This is a genomic window from Gallaecimonas zhanjiangensis (assembly GCF_057624825.1).
In genome coordinates, this window is the sequence record NZ_CM172603.1 from 1,865,222 (window position 1) to 1,885,323 (window position 20,102).

18 protein-coding genes are annotated in these 20,102 nt (G+C 51.2%); 12 read left to right on the forward strand and 6 right to left on the reverse strand.

Annotated features, from left to right (window positions below):
* Positions 1-21: 21 nt before the first annotated feature.
* The 3 genes from AC22G1_RS08835 to AC22G1_RS08845 all read right to left on the reverse strand — a co-directional run bounded on the left by AC22G1_RS08835 (position 22) and on the right by AC22G1_RS08845 (position 2,261).
* Entirely contained in the window at positions 22-510 is a 489-nt protein-coding gene (locus AC22G1_RS08835; RefSeq protein WP_487316429.1) for a hypothetical protein, read from the reverse strand.
* A complete protein-coding gene (locus tag AC22G1_RS08840) occupies positions 507-1,565 on the reverse strand; it encodes an extracellular catalytic domain type 2 short-chain-length polyhydroxyalkanoate depolymerase (RefSeq protein WP_487316430.1) in 1,059 nt (352 codons plus the stop codon). Before AC22G1_RS08840 ends, AC22G1_RS08835 begins: the two co-directional genes overlap by 4 nt.
* Positions 1,566-1,688: 123 nt before the next feature.
* Positions 1,689-2,261 (reverse strand): hypothetical protein, encoded by a 573-nt coding sequence (locus AC22G1_RS08845; RefSeq protein WP_487316431.1) that lies wholly within the window; start codon positions 2,259-2,261, stop codon positions 1,689-1,691.
* A 306-nt stretch (positions 2,262-2,567) separates the two neighbouring features.
* Here AC22G1_RS08845 and AC22G1_RS08850 point away from each other — a divergent pair, with 306 nt between their 5' ends.
* Positions 2,568-2,906 (forward strand): tRNA-binding protein, encoded by a 339-nt coding sequence (locus AC22G1_RS08850; protein WP_487316432.1) that lies wholly within the window; start codon positions 2,568-2,570, stop codon positions 2,904-2,906.
* 36 nt (positions 2,907-2,942) lie between these two features.
* Positions 2,943-3,551 carry a flavin reductase family protein gene (locus tag AC22G1_RS08855; RefSeq protein WP_487316707.1) on the forward strand — a complete coding sequence of 203 codons (609 nt, stop codon included), beginning with the start codon at positions 2,943-2,945 and terminating at the stop codon, positions 3,549-3,551.
* On the opposite strand, the gene AC22G1_RS08860 is transcribed toward AC22G1_RS08855, so the two are convergent.
* On the reverse strand, positions 3,523-4,953 hold the full coding sequence (locus tag AC22G1_RS08860; RefSeq protein ID WP_487316433.1) for an aminotransferase-like domain-containing protein: 1,431 nt from the start codon (positions 4,951-4,953) through the stop codon (positions 3,523-3,525). The genes AC22G1_RS08855 and AC22G1_RS08860 overlap by 29 nt on opposite strands.
* A 179-nt stretch (positions 4,954-5,132) precedes the next feature.
* Here AC22G1_RS08860 and AC22G1_RS08865 point away from each other — a divergent pair, with 179 nt between their 5' ends.
* A complete protein-coding gene (locus tag AC22G1_RS08865; RefSeq protein ID WP_487316434.1) occupies positions 5,133-6,539 on the forward strand; it encodes a cytochrome ubiquinol oxidase subunit I in 1,407 nt (468 codons plus the stop codon).
* On the forward strand, positions 6,539-7,549 hold the full coding sequence (gene cydB, locus AC22G1_RS08870; RefSeq protein ID WP_487316435.1) for a cytochrome d ubiquinol oxidase subunit II: 1,011 nt from the start codon (positions 6,539-6,541) through the stop codon (positions 7,547-7,549). Before AC22G1_RS08865 ends, cydB begins: the two co-directional genes overlap by 1 nt.
* Positions 7,550-7,581: 32 nt before the next feature.
* Here the strand turns inward: cydB and cobO are convergent, their stop codons facing one another.
* Positions 7,582-8,163 carry a cob(I)yrinic acid a,c-diamide adenosyltransferase gene (gene cobO, locus AC22G1_RS08875; protein ID WP_487316436.1) on the reverse strand — a complete coding sequence of 194 codons (582 nt, stop codon included), beginning with the start codon at positions 8,161-8,163 and terminating at the stop codon, positions 7,582-7,584.
* A gap of 70 nt (positions 8,164-8,233) precedes the next feature.
* On the opposite strand from cobO, the gene metH reads away from it, so the two are divergent.
* Positions 8,234-11,887, forward strand: coding sequence for a methionine synthase (metH, locus tag AC22G1_RS08880; protein ID WP_487316437.1), 3,654 nt, complete (start codon positions 8,234-8,236; stop codon positions 11,885-11,887).
* A gap of 38 nt (positions 11,888-11,925) precedes the next feature.
* On the opposite strand, the gene AC22G1_RS08885 is transcribed toward metH, so the two are convergent.
* A complete protein-coding gene (locus AC22G1_RS08885) occupies positions 11,926-12,144 on the reverse strand; it encodes a hypothetical protein (protein ID WP_050660440.1) in 219 nt (72 codons plus the stop codon).
* A gap of 934 nt (positions 12,145-13,078) precedes the next feature.
* Between AC22G1_RS08885 and AC22G1_RS08890 the strand changes: the two genes are divergently transcribed.
* The 7 genes from AC22G1_RS08890 (at position 13,079) to AC22G1_RS08920 (ending at position 20,038) form a co-directional block, all read left to right on the forward strand.
* Positions 13,079-14,728 (forward strand): hypothetical protein, encoded by a 1,650-nt coding sequence (locus tag AC22G1_RS08890; protein ID WP_487316438.1) that lies wholly within the window; start codon positions 13,079-13,081, stop codon positions 14,726-14,728.
* 145 nt (positions 14,729-14,873) lie between these two features.
* Positions 14,874-15,452, forward strand: coding sequence for a DUF6037 family protein (locus tag AC22G1_RS08895; protein WP_487316439.1), 579 nt, complete (start codon positions 14,874-14,876; stop codon positions 15,450-15,452).
* A gap of 119 nt (positions 15,453-15,571) precedes the next feature.
* Complete coding sequence (locus tag AC22G1_RS08900; RefSeq protein WP_487316440.1) at positions 15,572-17,119, forward strand: RNA-directed DNA polymerase; 1,548 nt, start codon at positions 15,572-15,574, stop codon at positions 17,117-17,119.
* Between the two features lie 348 nt (positions 17,120-17,467).
* Positions 17,468-17,761, forward strand: coding sequence for a hypothetical protein (locus tag AC22G1_RS08905; RefSeq protein WP_487316441.1), 294 nt, complete (start codon positions 17,468-17,470; stop codon positions 17,759-17,761).
* Between the two features lie 116 nt (positions 17,762-17,877).
* Positions 17,878-18,165: a hypothetical protein gene (locus AC22G1_RS08910; protein WP_487316442.1), complete on the forward strand. Its 288-nt coding sequence runs from the start codon at positions 17,878-17,880 to the stop codon at positions 18,163-18,165.
* 370 nt (positions 18,166-18,535) lie between these two features.
* Positions 18,536-19,120: a hypothetical protein gene (locus AC22G1_RS08915; RefSeq protein ID WP_487316443.1), complete on the forward strand. Its 585-nt coding sequence runs from the start codon at positions 18,536-18,538 to the stop codon at positions 19,118-19,120.
* 258 nt (positions 19,121-19,378) lie between these two features.
* Positions 19,379-20,038, forward strand: coding sequence for a DUF4291 domain-containing protein (locus AC22G1_RS08920; protein WP_487316444.1), 660 nt, complete (start codon positions 19,379-19,381; stop codon positions 20,036-20,038).
* Positions 20,039-20,102: the final 64 nt, after the last annotated feature.

Sequence of the window (20,102 nt, forward strand, 5' to 3'; positions counted from 1 at the left end):
AGGCGCCTTGCGGCGCCTTTTTTACTGGACCTTAAGGAAGTACTTATCCAGCCAGGCATTGTAGGCCGACTGCATCTCGCTCATGGTGCTGGCCATGGCGCTGGCGTCGGCTTGGTATTGCTTTACCGCCGCCAGGTTGGTTTGCAGCAGGTGGGTGAGCAGGCCCTGGGGGGTACTGGGCACACCGTCAAAGGACAACAGCTTTTCTGTGGCGCTGCGGCTGTCTTTAATGGTTTGCGTGCAACCTTCCCAAAGCCGCTGGGCCCCGGCGCTTTGCAGCTCGCTCAGCTCCTTTAAGGCCTCGGCCGGCGGCGGCGCAATTTTGCCGCTGGAAAGGTTCTCCACCATGGCCTGGGACACCTTCTGAGTGACCTCGGCGGCGTCCTTGAGCGGGTTCACGGCGCTCATCAGCCCCAGTGAACTCTCCATGCTTTCCTTGAAATATGCCTGCCACTGTTCAATGGTTTTGCTCAGGCCCGGCTCGATAAAGCCGCCGTTTGCCATACTCATTGTCCTACCTCCGATGTATTGGTGGGTGCAGAGGCCAGGCGCTCTACCATCTGGTAAATGGCCTTTATCTGCGGTGCATTGCGAGAATAAAAATCCGGCGTGGTGCTACCCGGTGAAGAATAGCCCCAAAAATCCCAACAGCCCTGGGGATTGAACGGCGACAGCTGTGAAGGCTGCACCTGGGGGTAGAGCATGATGATGTCGTTGGCGTCGGCCATCTGGTTGTAACCAGTACCGTTGTAGTACTTGTCCCCTATCACCTTATCCCCCTGCAAGCAGCCATGGAGCACCACGTGCACTGGGCAGTGCTTGCCTTCACGGCAGGCCTTGGGGGCGTAGTAATAGGCGGTGTCGCTCATGCTGGTGTTGCTGCTGTTGATGAATTCCCGTTGGTCAAAGGGCACCGCTTTGGGCTCGGTGGCGGCCGGCCCTTTGCTGCCGGGGTAGATCTGCTCGATGATGCGGGTTGACTGCTCAAAGTCGCAGTCGTTGATAAAAGGCGGCGCCGTTACATTGCAGCTGGTGTCTTTGGGGGCATCGGTGACGATGGCGTGGCCGGCATTGACCGAGGTGTCATAGCGGATGGCATCTTCCGGCACCCCGGCAGCCTTGTAAAAGGCCACGGTCTGGTTAACCACCAGGGTGCTGACCACTTTGTCGCTCTTGCCGCTGAACACATAGAGCCGGTCGTTTTTGAGGTTGCCAAGGTCGGCTATTTCGCCCTTGCCGGCAAAGCCTTTGGCCAGGGTTAGCAGGTGCGCCGCAGGGGGCGCGGTGCTGGCGGTCAGCGGGTTCATGCAGGTGGTGGTGGCGTTTTGCAAAAAGGTGTTGCTGGGGTAGGACATGGCGCAAAGATAAGGGCCACCGGCAATGACCCCGGCCCCGACCATGATGTCGGAATAGGCCACGAAAAACTGCGAGGTCATAAAGGCGCCGGAAGACAGCCCGGACACCGAGGTTTTATCAAGCTCGGCGCCAAGGCCGGGCAGGGCAGGCGCGGCGGCTTGCGCGGCGCCAGTGAAGGTTAAAACAAGTGCACATAAAAGCCGTTTCATCTGGGTTCTCCTTCCCTGGATTGGGGCGGTTTAAGCCTAAACGCCCACGGGCTTTTGGGATGCGGGAACCCCTTCCCCTCAAAAAAAGCGCCCGCAAGGGGCGCTTTTTAAAGAGGGCGGGGCTCAGGCGGCAGCCGGTTCCTTCTTGGCGGCTGCTTTTACCGGCGCCTTGGCTGGGGCCATGGCGGTTTTGTCCAGGCAGTTTTTCTCAAACCAGCCTTTATAGGCGGTTTGCATCTCGCCAAGGGTGGCGAGCTGAGCGTTGATGCCGTCCTGGTATTGCTTGAAGGCGTCCAGGGTAGAGCTCAGATAAGTGGCCATCATGGTTTGGGGAGACTTGGGCTCTTTGGCCATATCGGCCAGTTTCTCGCCGTAGCTTTGGGTGGTTTTCAGCGACTGGGTGTAGTGCTCCCAGAGCTTGTTGACGGTGCTGGTGTGCAGCTCGGAAAGCTCGCTGTAGGCTGCCGGATCAACGCTTGGGGTCTTCATCAGGCTGTCCATGTCCGGTTGTTGCCACTTGGCCTGCTTGAGGGTGTCCATGAAGGTTTCTCCGGCCTGCATGGCGTCCTTGACAGGGGTATAAGCGCTGGACAGATCAATGGCCTTGCTCATGGAGTGGTTGTAAAAGTCCTTCCACTCGGCCAGAGCCTTGGCCAGATTGGGGTCGACAAAGTCTTCGACTTTAAAGGTCTTCATGGGGCTTCCTTAACTAAGTTGGGGGATGTTGGGGGTACCCGGGCGTATCGGCAGGAAAGGCGCTGGTATCCATATGAAAGCCACTTCCCTGAGAATGAAAAATACGCACCTACAAGCTATAGCCCATTTCTGGCAACAGGATGAAATTTAACCACCCAGTTTGTGATCAATTTTCATAAAGGTGGCAGGCCTCGCACTTTTAAAACCAAGCTATTGATGCGTATAGTGAAATTTCATTCAGCTTTGAAAGGCCGCACGGCGCCGCAAAGGCGCGGGCCAAGGCCCTGCCCACAAGGAGCAACGCCCATGGAACAGATCGGATTTGACGACTTTTTAAAAGTGGAGCTGCGGGTAGGGCAGGTCATCGCCGCCGAGGTGTTTAAAGAAGCCCGAAAGCCCGCCTATGTGCTGCAGGTGGATTTTGGCCCGGAGCTTGGTGTGCGAAAATCCTCGGCGCAAATTACCGACCACTACACGCCAGAAGAACTGGTGGGCCGCCAGGTGGTGGCGGTGGTCAATTTTCCGAGAAAGCAGATAGGCCCTTTGATGTCCGAGTGCCTGGTGACCGGCTTTCATGACCAAAACGGCGCCGTCGCCCTTTGCGTACCGGACAAACCCGTGCCCCTTGGCACCCGGCTGCTCTAAGCGCCGGTTCAGTAAAACGAGATGTCTATGTCACAGATGCATTTTTATCAGCCATCCCTGGGCCACGGCCTGGCCCACGACCCTTTTAACAGCATCATCGCGCCTCGGCCCATCGGCTGGATCTCCAGCCAAAGCGGCGATGGCGTGCTAAACCTCGCGCCCTACAGTTTTTTTAACGCCTTTAACTACGTGCCGCCCATCATCGGCTTTGCCAGCATCGGCGCTAAAGACAGCCTCAAGAACATCCAAGAGACCGGCGAGTTTTGCTGGAACCTTGTGACCAAGCCACTGGCAGAAAAAATGAACCAAACCTGCGCCGCCGTCGGCCCGGAGGTAGACGAATTTAAGCTAGCGGGGCTGACCCCCAAAGCCTCAAGCGTGGTTGCCGTGCCCCATGTGGCTGAGACCCCGGTGGCCTTTGAGTGCAAACTCAGCCAATGCATCCAGCTCACCACCGCTGCTGGCGCTGCCGTTAACAGCTGGCTGGTGCTGGGGGAAGTGGTAGGGGTGCATATCGACAAAAGCCTTTTAAAAGACGGCGTTTTTGACACCATTGCTGCCCAGCCAGCCCTTCGCGGCGGCGGCCCGGCCGATTACTTCACCATCAGCGAGGCGCTTAAATTCCAGATTTACCGCCCCGCTTAAGCCCGTCAGCCAAGGTACGAAGCCGGGCCAGGGCCTGGCGCCTTGGCCCGCTCCAGGGGTGGGCAAAGCTTAGCCGAAGGCAGTGGCGGTAAAGCCCTTGCTGGCTGGTGAACATAGGCCCTGGGGTGATCATGATGCCTTCTTGCCGGGCGCGCTGATAAAGCGCCAGGGTATCGAGCTCTGGCTCCAGGTTCAGCCAAAGGCACAAGCCGCCATCGGGCACCCTGTAGTGGCAATCGCCAAAGTGCTGGGCCAGCAAGTCGAGCAGTGCATTGCGCTGCACCCGCAGGCTTTGTTGCTCCCGGCGCAGATGGCGGTCGTAATCGCCACGGCGGATGAAATCGTCCAGGCCCTGCTCGATAAAGCGGTTACTGGCAAGGGAGGTTATCTGCTTTAACTGGGCCAGGCGTTTGGTAAAGGCGGGGCCTACCACATAGCCCAGGCGTAAATCCCGCGACAAACTCTTTGAAAACGAGCTGCACAGCAGAGTGTGCTCGGGGGCAAGCGCCAGCATCGGCGGCAAGGGTTCGCTGCTGAACGAAAGCTCGGCGTAGATGTGGTCTTCTATCAGGGTCAACCGGTGCTGCTTTGCCAAGGCCGCCAGTGCAAGACGTGCCTCAAGCGGCATAAGGGCGCCGGAGGGGGTGGCAAAACTGGGGGTTAACACCAGCGCCGTGATTGGCCACTGGGCCAGGGCCTTGGCGACATCGGCGGGGTTAAGGCCGGTAGTCGGATCGCAAGGTAGCTCCAGCACTTTCAGACCAAGCTCTTGCAGCAGCTGCAAGGTACCAAAATACCCTGGGCTTTCCACCGCCACCACATCCCCTGGCTGGGTACAGCTTTTCAGCGCCAGCAACAGGGCGTGTTGGCAACCGTGGGTTACCACAATGTCGGCGGCCTGCGAAGCGCAGCCTTGCTGGCGCAGCCTATGGGCCAGGGTCTCGCGAAGCTCAGGCAGACCGGCAGGGTCTTCATAATGCTGATGCTGCGCGCCCTTGGTATGGCGCATGGCCCGGCTGATTGCCCGGTGCAGTAGCTCAATGGCGGGGGGCTTGGCGTCAAAGCGGCTCTCGGCAGGCAGCAGATCGAAGGCGGCGCCTTTAAGCATCACATCATGCACCACATCATCAATGCTCAGCAGCCGTGGGGCGGCCTCAAGGCTTGAGGGGGTGGCGGTGGGCGCTTTGGCCGGACGCGGGGTCACAAAGTAACCGCGCCTTGGCTGCGCTTCCACCCAGCCCTGTGCTTCCAACTCGCCAAGTGCGTGTAGCACCGTTGCCCGGGACAGCTGCAAACGCTGCATGAGCTGCCGCACCGACGGCAGCATGTCTCCTGCCTGCCAACGGCCTTTTTGAATGTCGTCTAATAAGGCTCTGGTCAGGCGCTGGTAACGAAAGGCCACGGGCTTGGCTCCGGCTAAAAAGGGGCCCCAGTGTAATCTGTTCCTATAAAAATTAAAAAAACAGTGTCTGTTCTCAATTGGATGCGCGCCCTAGGCTAGCCCCGCTCGCCAAACCAAGGGGCATACCATGACAATCCAAACACTGCTTCGTTATTGCTACCGGCACGGAGGGGCTTTTTATGGGCTTCTTTGATGCTTTGCACCTGGCCCGGGTCCAGTTCGGGTTTACCGTGTCTTTTCACATTATCTTTCCGGCCATCACCATTGGCCTAGCGTCCTTCCTGGCTGTGCTAGAAGGCCTGTGGCTTTTGAAAAAAGAACAAGTTTACAAAGACTTGTATTTTTTCTGGTCCAAGATCTTTGCCGTTAACTTCGCCATGGGGGTGGTCTCTGGCATCGTGATGGCCTACCAATTCGGTACCAACTGGAGTTATTTCTCCACCTTTGCAGGCTCCGTGACCGGGCCGCTGCTCAGTTACGAAGTGCTGACCGCCTTTTTCCTTGAGGCCGGCTTTCTTGGCGTGCAGCTGTTCGGTTGGGGCCGGGTTAGCCCGCGCATGCACTATTTCGCCACCCTGATGGTGGCCTTGGGCACCTTGATCTCCGCCACCTGGATCCTCGCTTCCAACAGTTGGATGCAAACCCCTCAGGGCTTTGAGGTCGTAGATGGCAAGGTGATACCTGTTGACTGGTTTCGCATCATCTTCAACCCGTCCTTTTTCTATCGTCTACCGCACATGGTGTTGGCGGCCTACCTCAGCACCGCGCTGTTTGTGGCGGCTACGGCGGCCTGGCACCTGCTGAAGGGCAACGGCAATAGCGCGGTGAAAAAGATGCTGTCTATGGCGATGTGGATGCTGCTTGGCGCCATGCCGCTACAGCTATTGGTGGGGGATGCCCATGGCATTAATACCCTGGAGCACCAACCGGCCAAGCTCGCGGCAATTGAGGCGCACTGGCAGAACCGCCCCGGTGAGGCGGTGCCTTTGGTGCTGTTTGCCCTGCCAGACAACGACGACGAGACCAACCATTTCGCCCTTGAGGTGCCTCATCTTGGCAGCCTCATCCTTACCCATAGCTTCAGCGGCCAGATCCCGGCCCTCAAAGACTTCCCCAAGGAAGACCGGCCCAACGTGCCGGTGGTGTTCTGGACCTTCCGGGTAATGGTGCTGCTGGGCATGTTGATGCTGGCCTTAGCGTTTTGGGGGCTTTGGCTTAGAAGGAAAAATCGGCTCTACAGCCATGGCGGCTTCCTGCGCTTTGCGCTGCTGATGGGGCCAAGCGGGCTGGTTGCGCTTTTGGCGGGGTGGATGACCACCGAAATTGGCCGCCAACCTTGGGTGGTGTATGGCCTGATGCGCACCAAAGACGCGGTATCCAACCACGCTACCGCCGCCATGGCTGGCACCCTTATCACCATCATCGTGGTTTACCTGCTGGTGTTTGGCACTGGGGTGTATTACTTGCTGCGCCTGGCAGCTAAGGGCCCACAGCAGGCATTGCCCGTAAATCCCGATCCCAACCATAGCCCGGCCCGGCCGTTAAGCGCCGCAGAAGAAGGCTTGTACGACGAGGAGACACACTGATGGGTATCGACTTACCGGTGATCTGGGCGGTGATCATCGCCCTTGGGGTGATGCTTTACATCATCATGGATGGCTTCGATCTTGGCATTGGCATCCTTTTCCCTTTGATCAAAGACCGCCAGGAACGGGATTTAATGGTGAACACCATAGCCCCGGTGTGGGACGGCAACGAAACCTGGCTGGTGCTGGGCGGTGCAGGCCTGATGGCCGCCTTCCCTCTGGCCTATTCGGTGATCTTAAGCGCCCTTTACTTGCCGCTGCTGGCTATGTTGATTGGCCTGATTTGGCGTGGAGTTGCCTTTGAGTTCCGCTTTAAGTCCGACGAATCCCACCGGCCCTTTTGGGACAAAGCCTTCTTCAGCGGCTCGCTGTTGGCCACCTTCAGCCAGGGGGTGGTGCTGGGCAGTTTTGTGCAGGGCATCAAGGTGGTGGATAACGCATACGCCGGGGGCATTTTTGACTGGTTCAGCCCCTTTAGCCTCTTTTGCGGTTTTGGGCTGGTGGTAACTTATGCCTTGCTGGGCAGCACCTGGCTGGTGCTAAAGACCGAAGGGCGGCTTTATGCTCAAGTGTGCCGGCTTAGCCGCCAGTTGGTGTCCTTGCTGCTGATGTTCATGCTGGCGGTGAGCCTGTGGACACCGCTGCAATCACCGGCGGTCTTTGCCCGTTGGTTTAGCCTGCCGAACCTCTATTTCTTCCTGCCGGTACCGGTGCTAACCCTGCTTGCCTGCTGGGCATTGGTCAGGTCGGTGAGCGGCAAGCCCCACCTGGCGCCCTTTGTGCTGACGCTAATGCTGGTCTTTTTGGGGTACAGCGGCCTTATCATCAGTATTTGGCCACACGTTATTCCGCCCGGCATTACCCTTGAGCAGGCCTCTTCGCCGCCGCAAAGTCAGGGGTTTGCCCTGGTGGGGGGGCTGCTGATCTTGCCGGTTATCCTCGGCTATACGGCGTGGTCCTACTACGTATTCAGAGGCAAGGTCCGCCTCGGCGACGGTTACCACCACTAGCAAAAAGCCCCGCAATGCGGGGCTTTTTGCTTTTAGTAATCGAGGCCGAGCTGGGCTTTTATGCCAGCGTCAAAGGCGTGTTTGACCGGGCGGATTTCTGACACCGTATCGGCCATCTCCACCAGGCGGCGGTGGGCGCCGCGGCCGGTCACCACCACATGCTGCAGGGCAGGGCGGCCAGCGATGGCCTCCAGCACCTCGTCAACATTGAGGTAGTCATAGCTCAGCATGTAGGTAAGCTCGTCCAGTACAACGAGGTTAATAGCCGGGTCTGTAAGCCAGGCCTTGGCTTCATCCCACACCTTTTGGGCGGCAGCCATGTCCAGCTCGCGGCTCTGGGTTTCCCAGGTAAAGCCGGTGGCCATTACCGCGAAGGGTACGCCGTGGCTCTGTAACAGGTCGCGCTCGCCACAGGCCCAGCTACCTTTGATAAACTGCGCCACGGCCGCCGTTTGGCCATGGCCCACGGCCCGGCACACGGTGCCAAAAGCGGCGGTAGATTTGCCTTTGCCGTTGCCGGTTAATACCAGCAGGATGCCTTTTTCATCGGTGGCGGCCTCGATACGGGCGTCGACCTTTTCTTTGAGCCGCTGTTGGCGCGCTTGGTGGGACATTAGGGCTACCTGTTTTTTGCCAATTTGCGTATTATGGCCGTCCAAACGTATAAACGTCCAATGGTGTCCGATGTCCGAACAACTCCTTGCCGCTCTCAAAGACCGCATCCTCATTATCGACGGCGGCATGGGCACCATGATCCAGAACCGCCAGCTGGAGGAGAACGACTTTCGCGGCGACAGGTTCGCCGATTGGCCGAGCGATCTCAAGGGTAACAATGACTTATTGGTGCTCACCCAGCCCAAAGTCATTAAGGACATCCACCGCCAGTACCTGCTGGCGGGGGCCGACATCATCGAGACCAACAGCTTTAACGCCACCCCCATCGCCATGGCCGACTACGGCATGGAGGCGCTGTCCAAAGAGATAAACCTTGAAGCGGCTCGCCTGGCCCGCCAGGCCGCCGATGAAGTGGCGAGTGAAACCGGCATTCCCCGCTTCGTTGCCGGGGTATTGGGCCCCACCAACCGCACCTGCTCCATCAGCCCCGATGTCAACGACCCCGGCTTTCGCAACGTCAGCTTTGACCAGCTGGTCGCGGCCTACACCGAGTCTACTGAAGCGCTGATTGACGGCGGCGCCGACATCATACTGGTGGAAACCATCTTCGATACCTTGAACGCCAAGGCGGCGCTCTTTGCGGTAGACGCGCTTTTTGAGCAAAAGGGGATCAAGCTGCCGGTGATGATCTCCGGCACCATTACCGACGCCTCCGGCCGTACCCTTACCGGCCAGACCACCGAAGCCTTTTACAACTCCCTGCGCCACGTGCGGCCGCTGTCCATGGGCCTTAACTGCGCCCTGGGCCCCAAGGAGCTGGCGCCCTACATTGAAGAGTTGTCGCGCATTGCCGAGTGCTATGTGTCGGTGCACCCCAACGCCGGCCTGCCCAACGAATTTGGCGGCTACGACGAAACACCCGAGCAGATGGTCGAATTTATCGGCCAGTGGGCCGAGGACGGCTGGCTGAACCTGGTGGGGGGCTGCTGCGGCACCACCCCTGCCCATATCAAGGCCATGGCCGAAGCGGTCAAGGGCCTCAAGCCCCGGGCGCTGCCGGACATCCCGGTAGCCACTCGCCTGGCTGGCCTTGAGCCTTGCAACATCTTTGCAGATAGCCTCTTTGTGAACGTCGGTGAGCGCACCAACGTCACCGGCTCGGCGCGGTTCTTGAAACTCATCAAATCCGGCGATTATGAAACCGCCCTTGAGGTGGCGCGCCAGCAGGTGGAAGCAGGGGCACAAATTATCGACATCAACATGGACGAAGGCATGCTCGATGCCGAAGCGGCCATGGTGCGCTTTTTAAACCTGATTGCCTCGGAGCCCGACATCAGCCGGGTACCGATCATGATAGATTCGAGCAAGTGGCACGCCATCGAAGCGGGCCTTAAATGCATTCAAGGCAAAGGCATTGTTAACTCCATCTCCATGAAAGAAGGGGTGGAGAACTTTAAAGCCCAGGCCCGGCTTATTCGCCGCTACGGCGCCGCCATGGTGGTCATGGCCTTTGACGAAGACGGCCAGGCCGACACCTATGAGCGCAAGGTGGAAATTTGCACCCGCGCCTACCGCATCTTGGTAGACGAAGTGGATTTCCCTCCCGAAGACATCATCTTCGACCCCAACATCTTCGCCGTGGCCACCGGCATTGAAGAGCACAACGACTACGGCGTCGCCTTTATCGAGGCCTGCCGCACCATTCGCGACACGCTTCCTCATGCCCGTATCTCCGGCGGCGTCAGTAACGTCAGCTTCTCGTTCCGGGGCAACAACCCGGTGCGCGAAGCCATCCACGCCGTGTTCCTCTACCATGCCATCAAGGCGGGGCTGAGTATGGGGATCGTCAACGCCGGCCAGCTGGCCATTTATGACGATATCGACGACAAGCTCCGTGAAGCGGTGGAAGACGTAGTGATGAACCGCCGCGAGGATTCCACCGAGCGGCTGCTGGCCATTGCCGACGACTACCGGGGCGACGGCATCGAGAAAGAAGCCCAAACCCAGGCCTGGCGCGAACTGCCGGTCAATAAACGGCTGGAATACGCCCTGGTTAAAGGCATTACCGATTTTATCGACGAAGACACCGAACTGGCCCGCGCCGCTGCCACCCGCCCCTTGGATGTAATCGAAGGGCCGCTGATGGACGGCATGAACGTGGTGGGGGATTTATTCGGCGCCGGCAAGATGTTCCTGCCCCAGGTGGTGAAATCTGCGCGGGTCATGAAAAAGGCGGTGGCCTACCTCACCCCTTATATCGAGGCCGAGAAAGAAGAGGGCAAGTCTAACGGCCGGGTGGTGATGGCCACCGTCAAAGGCGACGTGCACGATATCGGCAAGAACATTGTTGGCGTGGTGCTGCAATGTAACGGCTTTGAGGTGATTGATCTGGGGGTGATGGTATCGGTCGAGAAGATCATCGAGGCCGCCAAAACCCACAACGCCGACGTGATTGGCATGTCGGGGCTCATTACCCCGTCGCTCGACGAGATGATCCACAACGTCAAAGCCTTTAAAAAGGCCGGGATCAGCCTGCCGGTGATCATCGGCGGCGCCACCACCTCGAAAATCCACACCGCCGTGAAAATAGCCCCCCACTACGAGCACGGCGCCCTGTACGTCGCGGACGCCTCGCGCACTGTGCCGGTGGTCAGCAAGCTCATCGGCGGCGGCCGCGACGCCCTGGTGGCCCAGGAGTACAAAGAGTACGACATCATGCGCGAAAAGCGCCTCAGCCAAGGCCGCCGCAAGGCCCTGGTGAGCTTGGCTGCCGCCCGCGACAACCGCGCCAGCACCGACTGGGCCAACTACCAGCCCTTTAAGCCCAACAAGCTGGGCATCCAGGTGTTTGACGACTACCCCCTTGAAGATTTGATTGAGCGCATCGACTGGACGCCGTTTTTCCGCTCTTGGGAGCTGCACGGCCGCTACCCGGACATCTTTAAAAACCCCACCGTCGGTGCCGAGGCCCAAGAGCTGTTCGACAACGCCCAGGCGATGCTTGAGAAAATCCTTTCCGAGAAATGGCTCACCGCCCGCGCCGTGATTGGCCTCTTCCCGGCCAACAGCGTCGATTTTGACGATATCGATATCGAAACCGATGAAGGCACGGTGCGCCTGCACCACCTTCGCCAGCAGATGGAGCGGGCCGGTAACCACAACTTTGCCCTGTCAGACTTCGTGGCCCCCAAAGGCACGGTGCAAGACTACATGGGCGGCTTTGCGGTAACCGCCGGTGTCGGCATCGACCCTTATGTAGAAGCGTTCGAAAAAGCCGGGGACGATTACTCGGCCATTATGCTCAAGGCCCTGGCCGACCGTTTGGCCGAAGCCTTTGCCGAGCGCATGCACGAACGGGTGCGTAAAGAGTTCTGGGGCTACGCCGCCGATGAGGCGCTGAATAACGAAGATCTTATCCGTGAGCGCTACAAAGGCATACGCCCAGCCCCCGGCTACCCCGCCTGCCCGGACCACACCGAGAAGGGCCTGCTGTGGGAGATCTTAAAACCTGACCAGCGTATCGGCCTTAACATCACCGAGAGCTTTGCCATGTTCCCCACCGCCGCCGTGTCCGGCTGGTACTTTGCCAACCCCGAGTCCCGCTACTTTGGCGTGTCGGATATCGACCGTGACCAAGTGCAAGATTACGCGCGGCGTAAGGGCTGGACTATCGAGCAGACGGAAAGGTGGTTGGCGCCGATTTTGGGGTACGATCCCGAATAAAGAAAAACCGCCTGATGGCGGTTTTTCTTTATTAAGCGTCAAAGGAATAGGTAAGCGTGTAGCTCAACCGCTAACACCCAAAGCGGCGCCAACACCAGCCAGAAACCGTTGAACATGGCGATGGCACAAATCACCACAATCACTGCGCCTGGGCCTTTTATCAGGGCTATCAACAGATCCGCCGACATGGTGGCTTTAGGGTCATTAAAGAAGGAACGGGCGTAAGCCATGATCCCGCAGTAGCCAATGCCAATCATGGCCACTCCAAATCCCCCAAGCAGTAACAACTCGACCACCGAATATCCTCCCTGAAATGCCCAATTGAGCCTGAGTATTGCCATTCTACCGGCGTCAGCTCCCAAGTCGAAGCCATCATCAGCCCAGGATCAGGCATACCTGTATCTTTTTGTCTTTTTTATGCCTCACGGTTTACCCGCAGCATCGATGTGGTTATGGTGGTTTAAGTTGCGTTTATGTCGATGTAAGCAAAGGGGTTTTGCAAAGGGCGGGGAAGCTCTTTGGGACAGCGATGATAGGGATATCAGCATTTGGGGGCTGTAACTCAGGGGCGGTAGCGTGGGTTTTGGTTTACTCCGCAATAGCTTGAAAACGCCTTTATTTGCCGGTTCGCGCACCGGCGGGCGCCCAACTTTTGTTTCGGCAAAAGTTGGCAAAACCATCGCCCACGTTCCGCGATATCTTTGCTTCTGGTCGTTCTCGGTTCACCGGTTCATACGCGTGTCCCGACGCGTACTCACCTGCTTCGACGTCCCTGTCTCAGCTGCCCCTTCACTCCCGCCAGCAAAGCGCTGCACTTAACGGGCAAAAGAGCTGGTGGCTTCGTTGGGGGCGTTTAGAAGGTGTGCCTTTACGTTTTCTGTTTTTATATACAGTGTATCTGGTGCAGATATCTGAACAGGGCTATTGTGACAACGCGCTAGGCTCGCTTTTACTGGAACGACCAGTAATAAGTTGCTAAAAAATAATATGATTTAACTCATCCGATGTGATGATAACGAGCGCATGTCTCGCATAAAAATGAGACCGCTCGGCTTCATCGAGTCAAAGAAACTGTATGAGTAGAGAATAAATAGGGATATCAGTTGGTTAGCATAACAAATAGCAACTGATCTGATGAGTGAAAGCGAGCGCGCTCGCTAATAAAACTGTTATGCCCTAAAGAGGTAATTTGTGAACCTAGATAGCCTAATTACAGTTGCAGGTTTGTTTGTTGCGGTTTATGCCATTATCCCTAGGGTAAGAAGGCTGGAAATTTCTCTTAGATTTGGAAGATTAGGTTGGCTAATACTATTTGTAGCGTTAGCATCGATCTTGTATTTGCAGTTCTATCAGACATTTCGTTCGCTTGGGCTTACGCCGGGGTATAACCTTTCCAGGTGGTCAATTACTACCTCTAATGCATCATTCATCATTCTTCTTCTGATGTCTCTAGGGTTATATGCCTACCTCAGAGTTAAGAAAATATCCAAATCAAATGTAGTTAAGTTTAGAGAATATGTCTTCGAGCTTTCCAGGGAGAAGAAATACTCAGAGTTATTTTCTTTAATTGAAGGAAACATTGCTCAGTTAGCTCGCATATATAATGGGCATTATCCCTTATCAAGACTTCAGGATTACCTTAAAAGTCAATCAGCAGAGTATCCAGATCTTCAAGCTTTGCTTGCTGAGACAGAGGGTACACAAAAACAAGCCAAACCAACTCTCCGCGATAAATTGGCTAAATTATTTCGGAAAATAATCGGATCTCTTGCTGATCTTCTGCCGTCCTACAACCGAGAAAAGGAGGTTGCCAAAGAAATAGTTCATGAGGTTTTAATAAATAGAAACACCGTAGAAGCAATTTCGAGAATCAGGCCGTATTTCGCATTGCAAATGCTTTCATCAGATTTTTATGAGAATAATGAGTTTGTAGATACCTATCTAAGGTGCTTGGCGGAAGATACAAAGAGCGTCCTTTATCATGAAATACGAAACAATCAAAATTTAGCTTATAGAGATAGCTATGCGCTACCGAAAAGAAATAGGCTCATTCATTATTTTTTCGCAGATTGTAAAGTTGCTGAAAAGTTTGGTGTATATAAACCTTTTGGTGAATTTGTTATAGCTCATTTGGATGCTCTATACAGTCGCTCGGCGCCTGATCCATATAACGAGCCAATGGGTGATTTTCATGAAAATGGGCAATGGGATTCAGAGCTGCTCGTTGGGATTAGATTCTTCGATATCATGATTACTAGTGCTTTATATCAAAATATACAGTGGCACATGTGGCTTTATTATTTCCCACATTTTGTTGAGCGCATATTAAGAAACCTGTCCCCTAACGAAAAACTTGTCGACCCTTGTGCAGAATGGCCAACTAAGTATCATTACGCACTCTATGAAATAACGTCATGCTTGTGTAAGTGGGTTGAATCCGTCGATCATATTCCGTTAGAACAAGACAATGTGGTATTAGAGTCAACATCGGCAAGCCATGAAAATGGAAACATACCCAAAAGTAGCATGTTAGCGCTAGGTCAAATTGTGAAACAAATATTAGTGAGTGATGTGGTTGCTGACAGGTTTAAAAAATACATAACAGATATGGTGTACCGGAGATATTTTGAGCTGAGAAAAGTGGATGCGACTAAATCTTATGCAGATACATTAATAAATTGCATTCGATGTGGAGGTTTTAGTATGGGAAAAACCTCTCCTGATTACACTCAATATCTTCTTGATGCATTTGACGATTTTGATCGCATCCCGTATGAACTTGATCTTTCTGATGAACTACGGCAAATACTGCAAGACGATGCCAGTGCTGCTATGGCATAACAAGGTGCTGCTGTCGGACAATTTTTCCGCTGCGCTCCAAAATTGCCGCAGAGCACGGCGTTATGTAACTAAATCAATTTAAGTGCTTGAATTTCAAACAGGTATCCCCATCTAAGAATTATGTATTCATAGTATGAGGGATTATATGTTTTTCAGTAACATACAGGCATTTGAGCAACGAATGTGGCAGCAGGGCGTAGAGGTCGCATTCTTTACCGTCCAGTATCACAACTGTGCAATAGAGGTGGCGTACTCTAAGGCACAAAAGAAATTTTTGTTTGCGTTTGTGGACCATAATTTGGGTTTTACTTGCTCGTTAAAGGGGGCTTACGCAAATGGGTACATAAACCACTACGAAGCAGTTGAACAGTTAGCTGCATGCCGAAATCATGGAACTTTTGATCCTATTCATTTTTATGAGTTCCTTAATGCTCAGTTGCCACGCGTAGCCTTTGGGGAACTAACTACCAGAGAATATGTAGGTGTAGTTGGTAAAGCTGTCTCTAATTTTGAAGATAGAATTTACTTCAATCATTGGCGTAGGGCTTCTATTTCGGATAAGCAAGAGAAAAAAGCTCTTGAGTTAATGGGGTATGAGGTAGTTAAATTCTGTAAAGATAACGGGCTTACTCCAGTATTTTATCCATATCCTACAGAACGAACGCTTAAGGCATTTGGTGACTTTGGTAGGGACTATGATGCTCATGGTTTAAGTCAAAAATAACCGTTACATAACAAGTCGAATCAATTGACAAAATACATGTCACGAATTTTTCTTCGTAAAATATAGTGCCAAGTATTTTGCAACTGTTCTTAGCGTTATAAATACACAACGGATAAAACGTGGATCATTTAAAAAAAGAATCAATAGACTGGGCGATTACCCATATTCGCCGATTTGGAGATACGGATATTTTTCCTATCCCTTTTGAATACGAAGCCGTTAAACATTCTTGGGAAAATTTGAAGAAGGCAATATCTGAGATAAATATAGAAGAATATGAAGGACGGCCGTTCAAAAGAATGCTGGTTCCGAAACAAAACGGCGGCTATAGAGTAGCAATACAGCTCGATCCAATAGATACAATTATTTATACAGCTTTAGCATATGAGGCTGCGGTACTTGTGGAAGAATCCAGGGTCCCCCTAGATCAAAAAATTGCTTGCTCATATAGAGTGCAACTTGGAGCAAAAGGAGAGTTGTTTCGGAGCAATAATGGATGGGATGATTTTCATGAGAAATCACAAGAATTAGCTAAAAGTGGAAATTTTGAACTAGTAGTGACTGCGGATATTGCTGATTTTTTTAATCAAATAGGCCATCACAGGGTTAGAAACTCACTTGAACATGCTGGAGTTGACCCCGAAAGAGCCAAGAACATAGAAAATCTACTGATGAACTTCACCCGAGGTCAGTCTCAGGGCATACCAATAGGGCCTAGCGGTTCTGTTATATTTTCTGAGGCTTGCTTGAGTGATGTTGATAACTTTCTATTAAGAAAAGGTTACGTTCACACTCGATATGTAGATGATTTCCGAATTTTCTGTAGAGACGCTGAGCAAGCTCATAAAGCACTTCATGATCTAACCGAGTATCTTTACACCGCACACAGGCTATCACTTCAGGCGCACAAAACGAAATTCTTCGACGTGGATGATTTTATTGACGAAGAGCTTATAGACCCTGAAGAGTTGGAAAATAAATCTCAAGAGGAAAAACTTGAGGCTCTACAAGAGTTCTTCAATCAATACCAAGATCAAGATGAAGATGATGGTCCAGACATTAACGCGGTAATTAGAGATAATTTAGTCGAGCTTTTTGATGCTTGCCTTAATCAAACACCTATACATCTTGGCACAGCAAAGTATCTTCTTCGGCGAGCTACGACATTAAGAACCGGACTTCTTCGAGAGATCGTTCTAAATAATATCAATAAGTTAGCTCCCACAATGCGCGAAGTTGCTTACTATATAATGGCAACAACATCAGGCGGGTACGCAAAAGAAGTAGCTGATAAATTTCTCATTGGATGCGCCGAAACAGATTACGAATTTTTGCAATATGTTCAATCATGGATTCTTGAGCTGTTATTGGTAAAGATGGCCACTCCGATGGAAGCAAAAATTGCTGAACTATGTGAAAAATATCGGATGTCTCTTGGCCAAAGACCTTATGCATTGCTAGCTCGAGAAAAGGGTTATAACGATTGGGTAAGAGAGCAGAAAGAAACTTGGCTGAATAATTCCCCTTGGGATCGTCGCGCTATAATTTGGTCCGCAAAAGCTCTATCTAAAGACGAGATGAATTTTTGGCTTAAAAGAGTACAAAACGCTGGTGATATATTAGATAAGGCAATTGCTGAGTCAGTGCTTAATACAGAGAACTCATAGAATTCTTCTAACAAAAAAATAAAGTACATATATGGACGCCCCGTATTTTGCAGTTGTAACAATAAAAGGGAACATCCATCTTCTGAGTAACTAAAAGACGTATTTCTTGAATGCATCGGATCCAGCAAGCCGGGCATGTCTTTAATTGGCTTTAACATAAATGTGAAAAAGGACACCCATCTTCAGTTTTTCAAAATTTCAGTGAATTAGGGTGTGAAAGGGCGTTCAGTGTGGCAGCAGGCAGTGCACTCCAAGCCAGTAGCGCACTGCGCAGGGCTGGATGAAGGGGAGGGAGTGGTACGCTATAAATGCCGAGTGCAATGACCCTGTTTGTCCTGGGAGTGTAGGATGGTGATTTGGGTTCTCAAGATAATTGCGTTTGTTTTGGTCGTGTTGTTTGTTTTTTCTGCTTTGCATGCAATCCATTTTATTAATTCTGGCATGCTTAGGGTCAAGGATGAATATAAAACCTTAGTTAGAGCAGTTCCATTTTTCTTTCTTGTAAAAAGAATATATAAAGAAGATGGTTTGTTATTTAGACGGCAAGGGATTAGATGGTTGCTTATCTCTGTTGCTGCACTTTTAGCTGTTTTTTGTGTTTTCTATTTTTCCTATTATTTTGGGTTTTATCATCAGACATAATTTTTTCTTCTGCATTATTACTCATTTGGTGAGTTGAGAAATCTAAAGAGGGCATATATGTCCTTTTTTACTTTTCGCCGCTGCATTGTGGCAATGCCAGTTAGATGAGGTAAACCATGAAGAGAAAGCAACTGGCCATTGCCCTTGTGCTGGTTGGCATTGCTTCGGCAGGCGCCTTTATGGCGCCGTTCAAGCAGTTGGAACTCTACGGCCTTTATGGCGTATATGAGCAAGGCTCTGGGTTGGACGACGATGCCTTGGCCTTTGTGGATGCTCATAAGGCCCGTTACCGCGATACCTACCTTCACCTGCTTAACGGTGCCCAGCCTGGTTCCATTGCTGAAAAAGTGGCGTTTGTTTTTGCCGATGTCTTTAAAGGCGATGCTGAGATAGCCCAGACATAAAATATCTGGCGTCTTCCGCTGCCAGCAAAGACAGCCGCTGCCATTGGGCCGATGAAGAGAGCAATAGGTTTGAGCTGGAAAGAATCCAAATTTCTGAGCGAGCCCAAGAAAATGCCAACAAGATGTTGGGCATAACAACTGCTGATCGCCCCTCTAAAAATACCTTTGCCGCATATCGGGTGGTGGATAAAGGCTCTACCTGCCAATAAATTAAAAATACGAGTGTCATTTTTTATTTTTATCTTTTTATATCGGTTGCATCAACACCTCCGGAATTTATGCGTGCAGCACGCTGCATTAGAGATTACTTTAAACGTAAATCATCATTGAAATTTAAAGAATGAATATAAAAGTTCTTATCCTTTTTCTAATGTTTTTTGTACAAGGATGTGCATATGTAGTGGTAGATAGTTCTTACTATCCTAAAGCAACTGAGAATGTTTTAGATGATAGTAAAGTTTATAACCCTAACGATGTATCCAATGTTATTTCATTTGATGGATACGATTTTTATATCTCCACCGATGATTATGAAACAGTATATAGAGGATTTCAGATCTTAGGATTTGAAGTTCAAAGAGATGATGACTATAAATATAAAAGTAAACAGTTGCGAATTTATCTTGGAGTTAAAAGTGAGAAAAAAGTAGCTTATTTAAGTGACTTTTCAATTGTAAACTCTCAAACGGGAGAGGTAACAACTCCATCTAAGTTGTGGAAAGTTAGTGATGGGGACGGTTGTTATCTCGAAAAAGATGTAGGTAAGCATGAAAATAGTCTCCATGGAGAGATTAAAGTTATAAGAAAAGATGTTGGGTTTTCATGTTTTAATATGTTATATGATTTAAATGATTATTTATCAAAATATCACTATTTGATTTTGAAAACAGGAGAGGGAAAGGAATTTCATATATTCTTCTCTCGGAAAAATGTGATTTGGAAACAGACCCATTAAATGGTCACAATCTACAAAGGAAACCATCTTCAGCCTCTAGGAGGTCTAGTAAGTCTATGAAAAATAAAGAAAAGCACACCCATCTTCTAAGTTATATATTTTTGTAAATTTCTCAGTGTTAGGTTTGCGTAATTAAACGGTTTAGAGATGGGACTCCCATTTTATTCGTTGCCTGATAAAAGCAAAGGATGCCTTTTTTAATCTTGCCATGTCTCTCGCTATGGATAATAATTTTATAGATTTTAAGTCTAAATAATAATGATGTTGAAGAAAGTGAATATTGGTTTAAAAATAGATAAGTACGAAAATCAGAAAGCACATTGGCCAATTGAAGGTCAACATATTCTAGCTCAATATAACGATGAATATGTGGTGGTTTATCAGGCCTATCGGCCTGCTATTGGTCTTTTTGCCGCTGAGAATCAGTACTTCGGTGGCGAATTCAGTTACACAAGGATGAGCTGGATAAAAACGAATTTTCTATGGATGATGTATCGCTCTGGTTGGGGTACTAAAGAAGGGCAAGAAGTCACCTTAGCAATCAAGCTTAAGGCTAGTTATTTCAGAGCGATTCTTGAAAATGCTGTGGAGTCACGGTTTCAGCCCGATAAATTTGCAGATATGGCGACATGGAAGCAACACATGCAGTCTTCTGATGTAAGGTTGCAATGGGACCCGGATCATTCACCTAATGGTGATAAGGAAGTGCGAAGGGCTGTTCAATTGGGTCTAAGGGGGGAATTTCTTACTCCTTTTAAAGGTGATGGTATATTGGAGATTGAAGACATAAGTCAGTTTGTCTCAGAGCAGAGAGAACTCGTACTTTCTGGAGATTATGGTAATCTTTATACTCCCCTTGAGTCAGTCTATGTACCCGATAGTGAAAAAGCTATTTTCAATATTGGTCTTACCGTTTAAGTAATAGAAAATAAAGGATATCCATCTTCTGAGTGACCTAAAGAATTACTATTAAAAGTTTCTG

What these genes read in the sequence shown, in the direction of transcription:
- AC22G1_RS08895 (WP_487316439.1), top strand. Translation starts at nt 14,874, where the DNA reads ATGTTTTTCAGTAACATACAGGCATTTGAGCAACGAATGTGGCAGCAG.
- metH (WP_487316437.1), top strand. Translation starts at nt 8,234, where the DNA reads ATGTCCGAACAACTCCTTGCCGCTCTCAAAGACCGCATCCTCATTATC.
- AC22G1_RS08920 (WP_487316444.1), top strand. Translation starts at nt 19,379, where the DNA reads ATGATGTTGAAGAAAGTGAATATTGGTTTAAAAATAGATAAGTACGAA.
- AC22G1_RS08855 (WP_487316707.1), top strand. Translation starts at nt 2,943, where the DNA reads ATGCATTTTTATCAGCCATCCCTGGGCCACGGCCTGGCCCACGACCCT.
- AC22G1_RS08915 (WP_487316443.1), top strand. Translation starts at nt 18,536, where the DNA reads ATGTTTTTTGTACAAGGATGTGCATATGTAGTGGTAGATAGTTCTTAC.
- AC22G1_RS08840 (WP_487316430.1), bottom strand. Translation starts at nt 1,565, where the DNA reads ATGAAACGGCTTTTATGTGCACTTGTTTTAACCTTCACTGGCGCCGCG.
- AC22G1_RS08885 (WP_050660440.1), bottom strand. Translation starts at nt 12,144, where the DNA reads ATGATTGGCATTGGCTACTGCGGGATCATGGCTTACGCCCGTTCCTTC.
- AC22G1_RS08835 (WP_487316429.1), bottom strand. Translation starts at nt 510, where the DNA reads ATGAGTATGGCAAACGGCGGCTTTATCGAGCCGGGCCTGAGCAAAACC.
- AC22G1_RS08865 (WP_487316434.1), top strand. Translation starts at nt 5,133, where the DNA reads ATGGGCTTCTTTGATGCTTTGCACCTGGCCCGGGTCCAGTTCGGGTTT.
- AC22G1_RS08850 (WP_487316432.1), top strand. Translation starts at nt 2,568, where the DNA reads ATGGAACAGATCGGATTTGACGACTTTTTAAAAGTGGAGCTGCGGGTA.
- cobO (WP_487316436.1), bottom strand. Translation starts at nt 8,163, where the DNA reads ATGTCCCACCAAGCGCGCCAACAGCGGCTCAAAGAAAAGGTCGACGCC.
- AC22G1_RS08845 (WP_487316431.1), bottom strand. Translation starts at nt 2,261, where the DNA reads ATGAAGACCTTTAAAGTCGAAGACTTTGTCGACCCCAATCTGGCCAAG.
- cydB (WP_487316435.1), top strand. Translation starts at nt 6,539, where the DNA reads ATGGGTATCGACTTACCGGTGATCTGGGCGGTGATCATCGCCCTTGGG.
- AC22G1_RS08905 (WP_487316441.1), top strand. Translation starts at nt 17,468, where the DNA reads ATGGTGATTTGGGTTCTCAAGATAATTGCGTTTGTTTTGGTCGTGTTG.
- AC22G1_RS08910 (WP_487316442.1), top strand. Translation starts at nt 17,878, where the DNA reads ATGAAGAGAAAGCAACTGGCCATTGCCCTTGTGCTGGTTGGCATTGCT.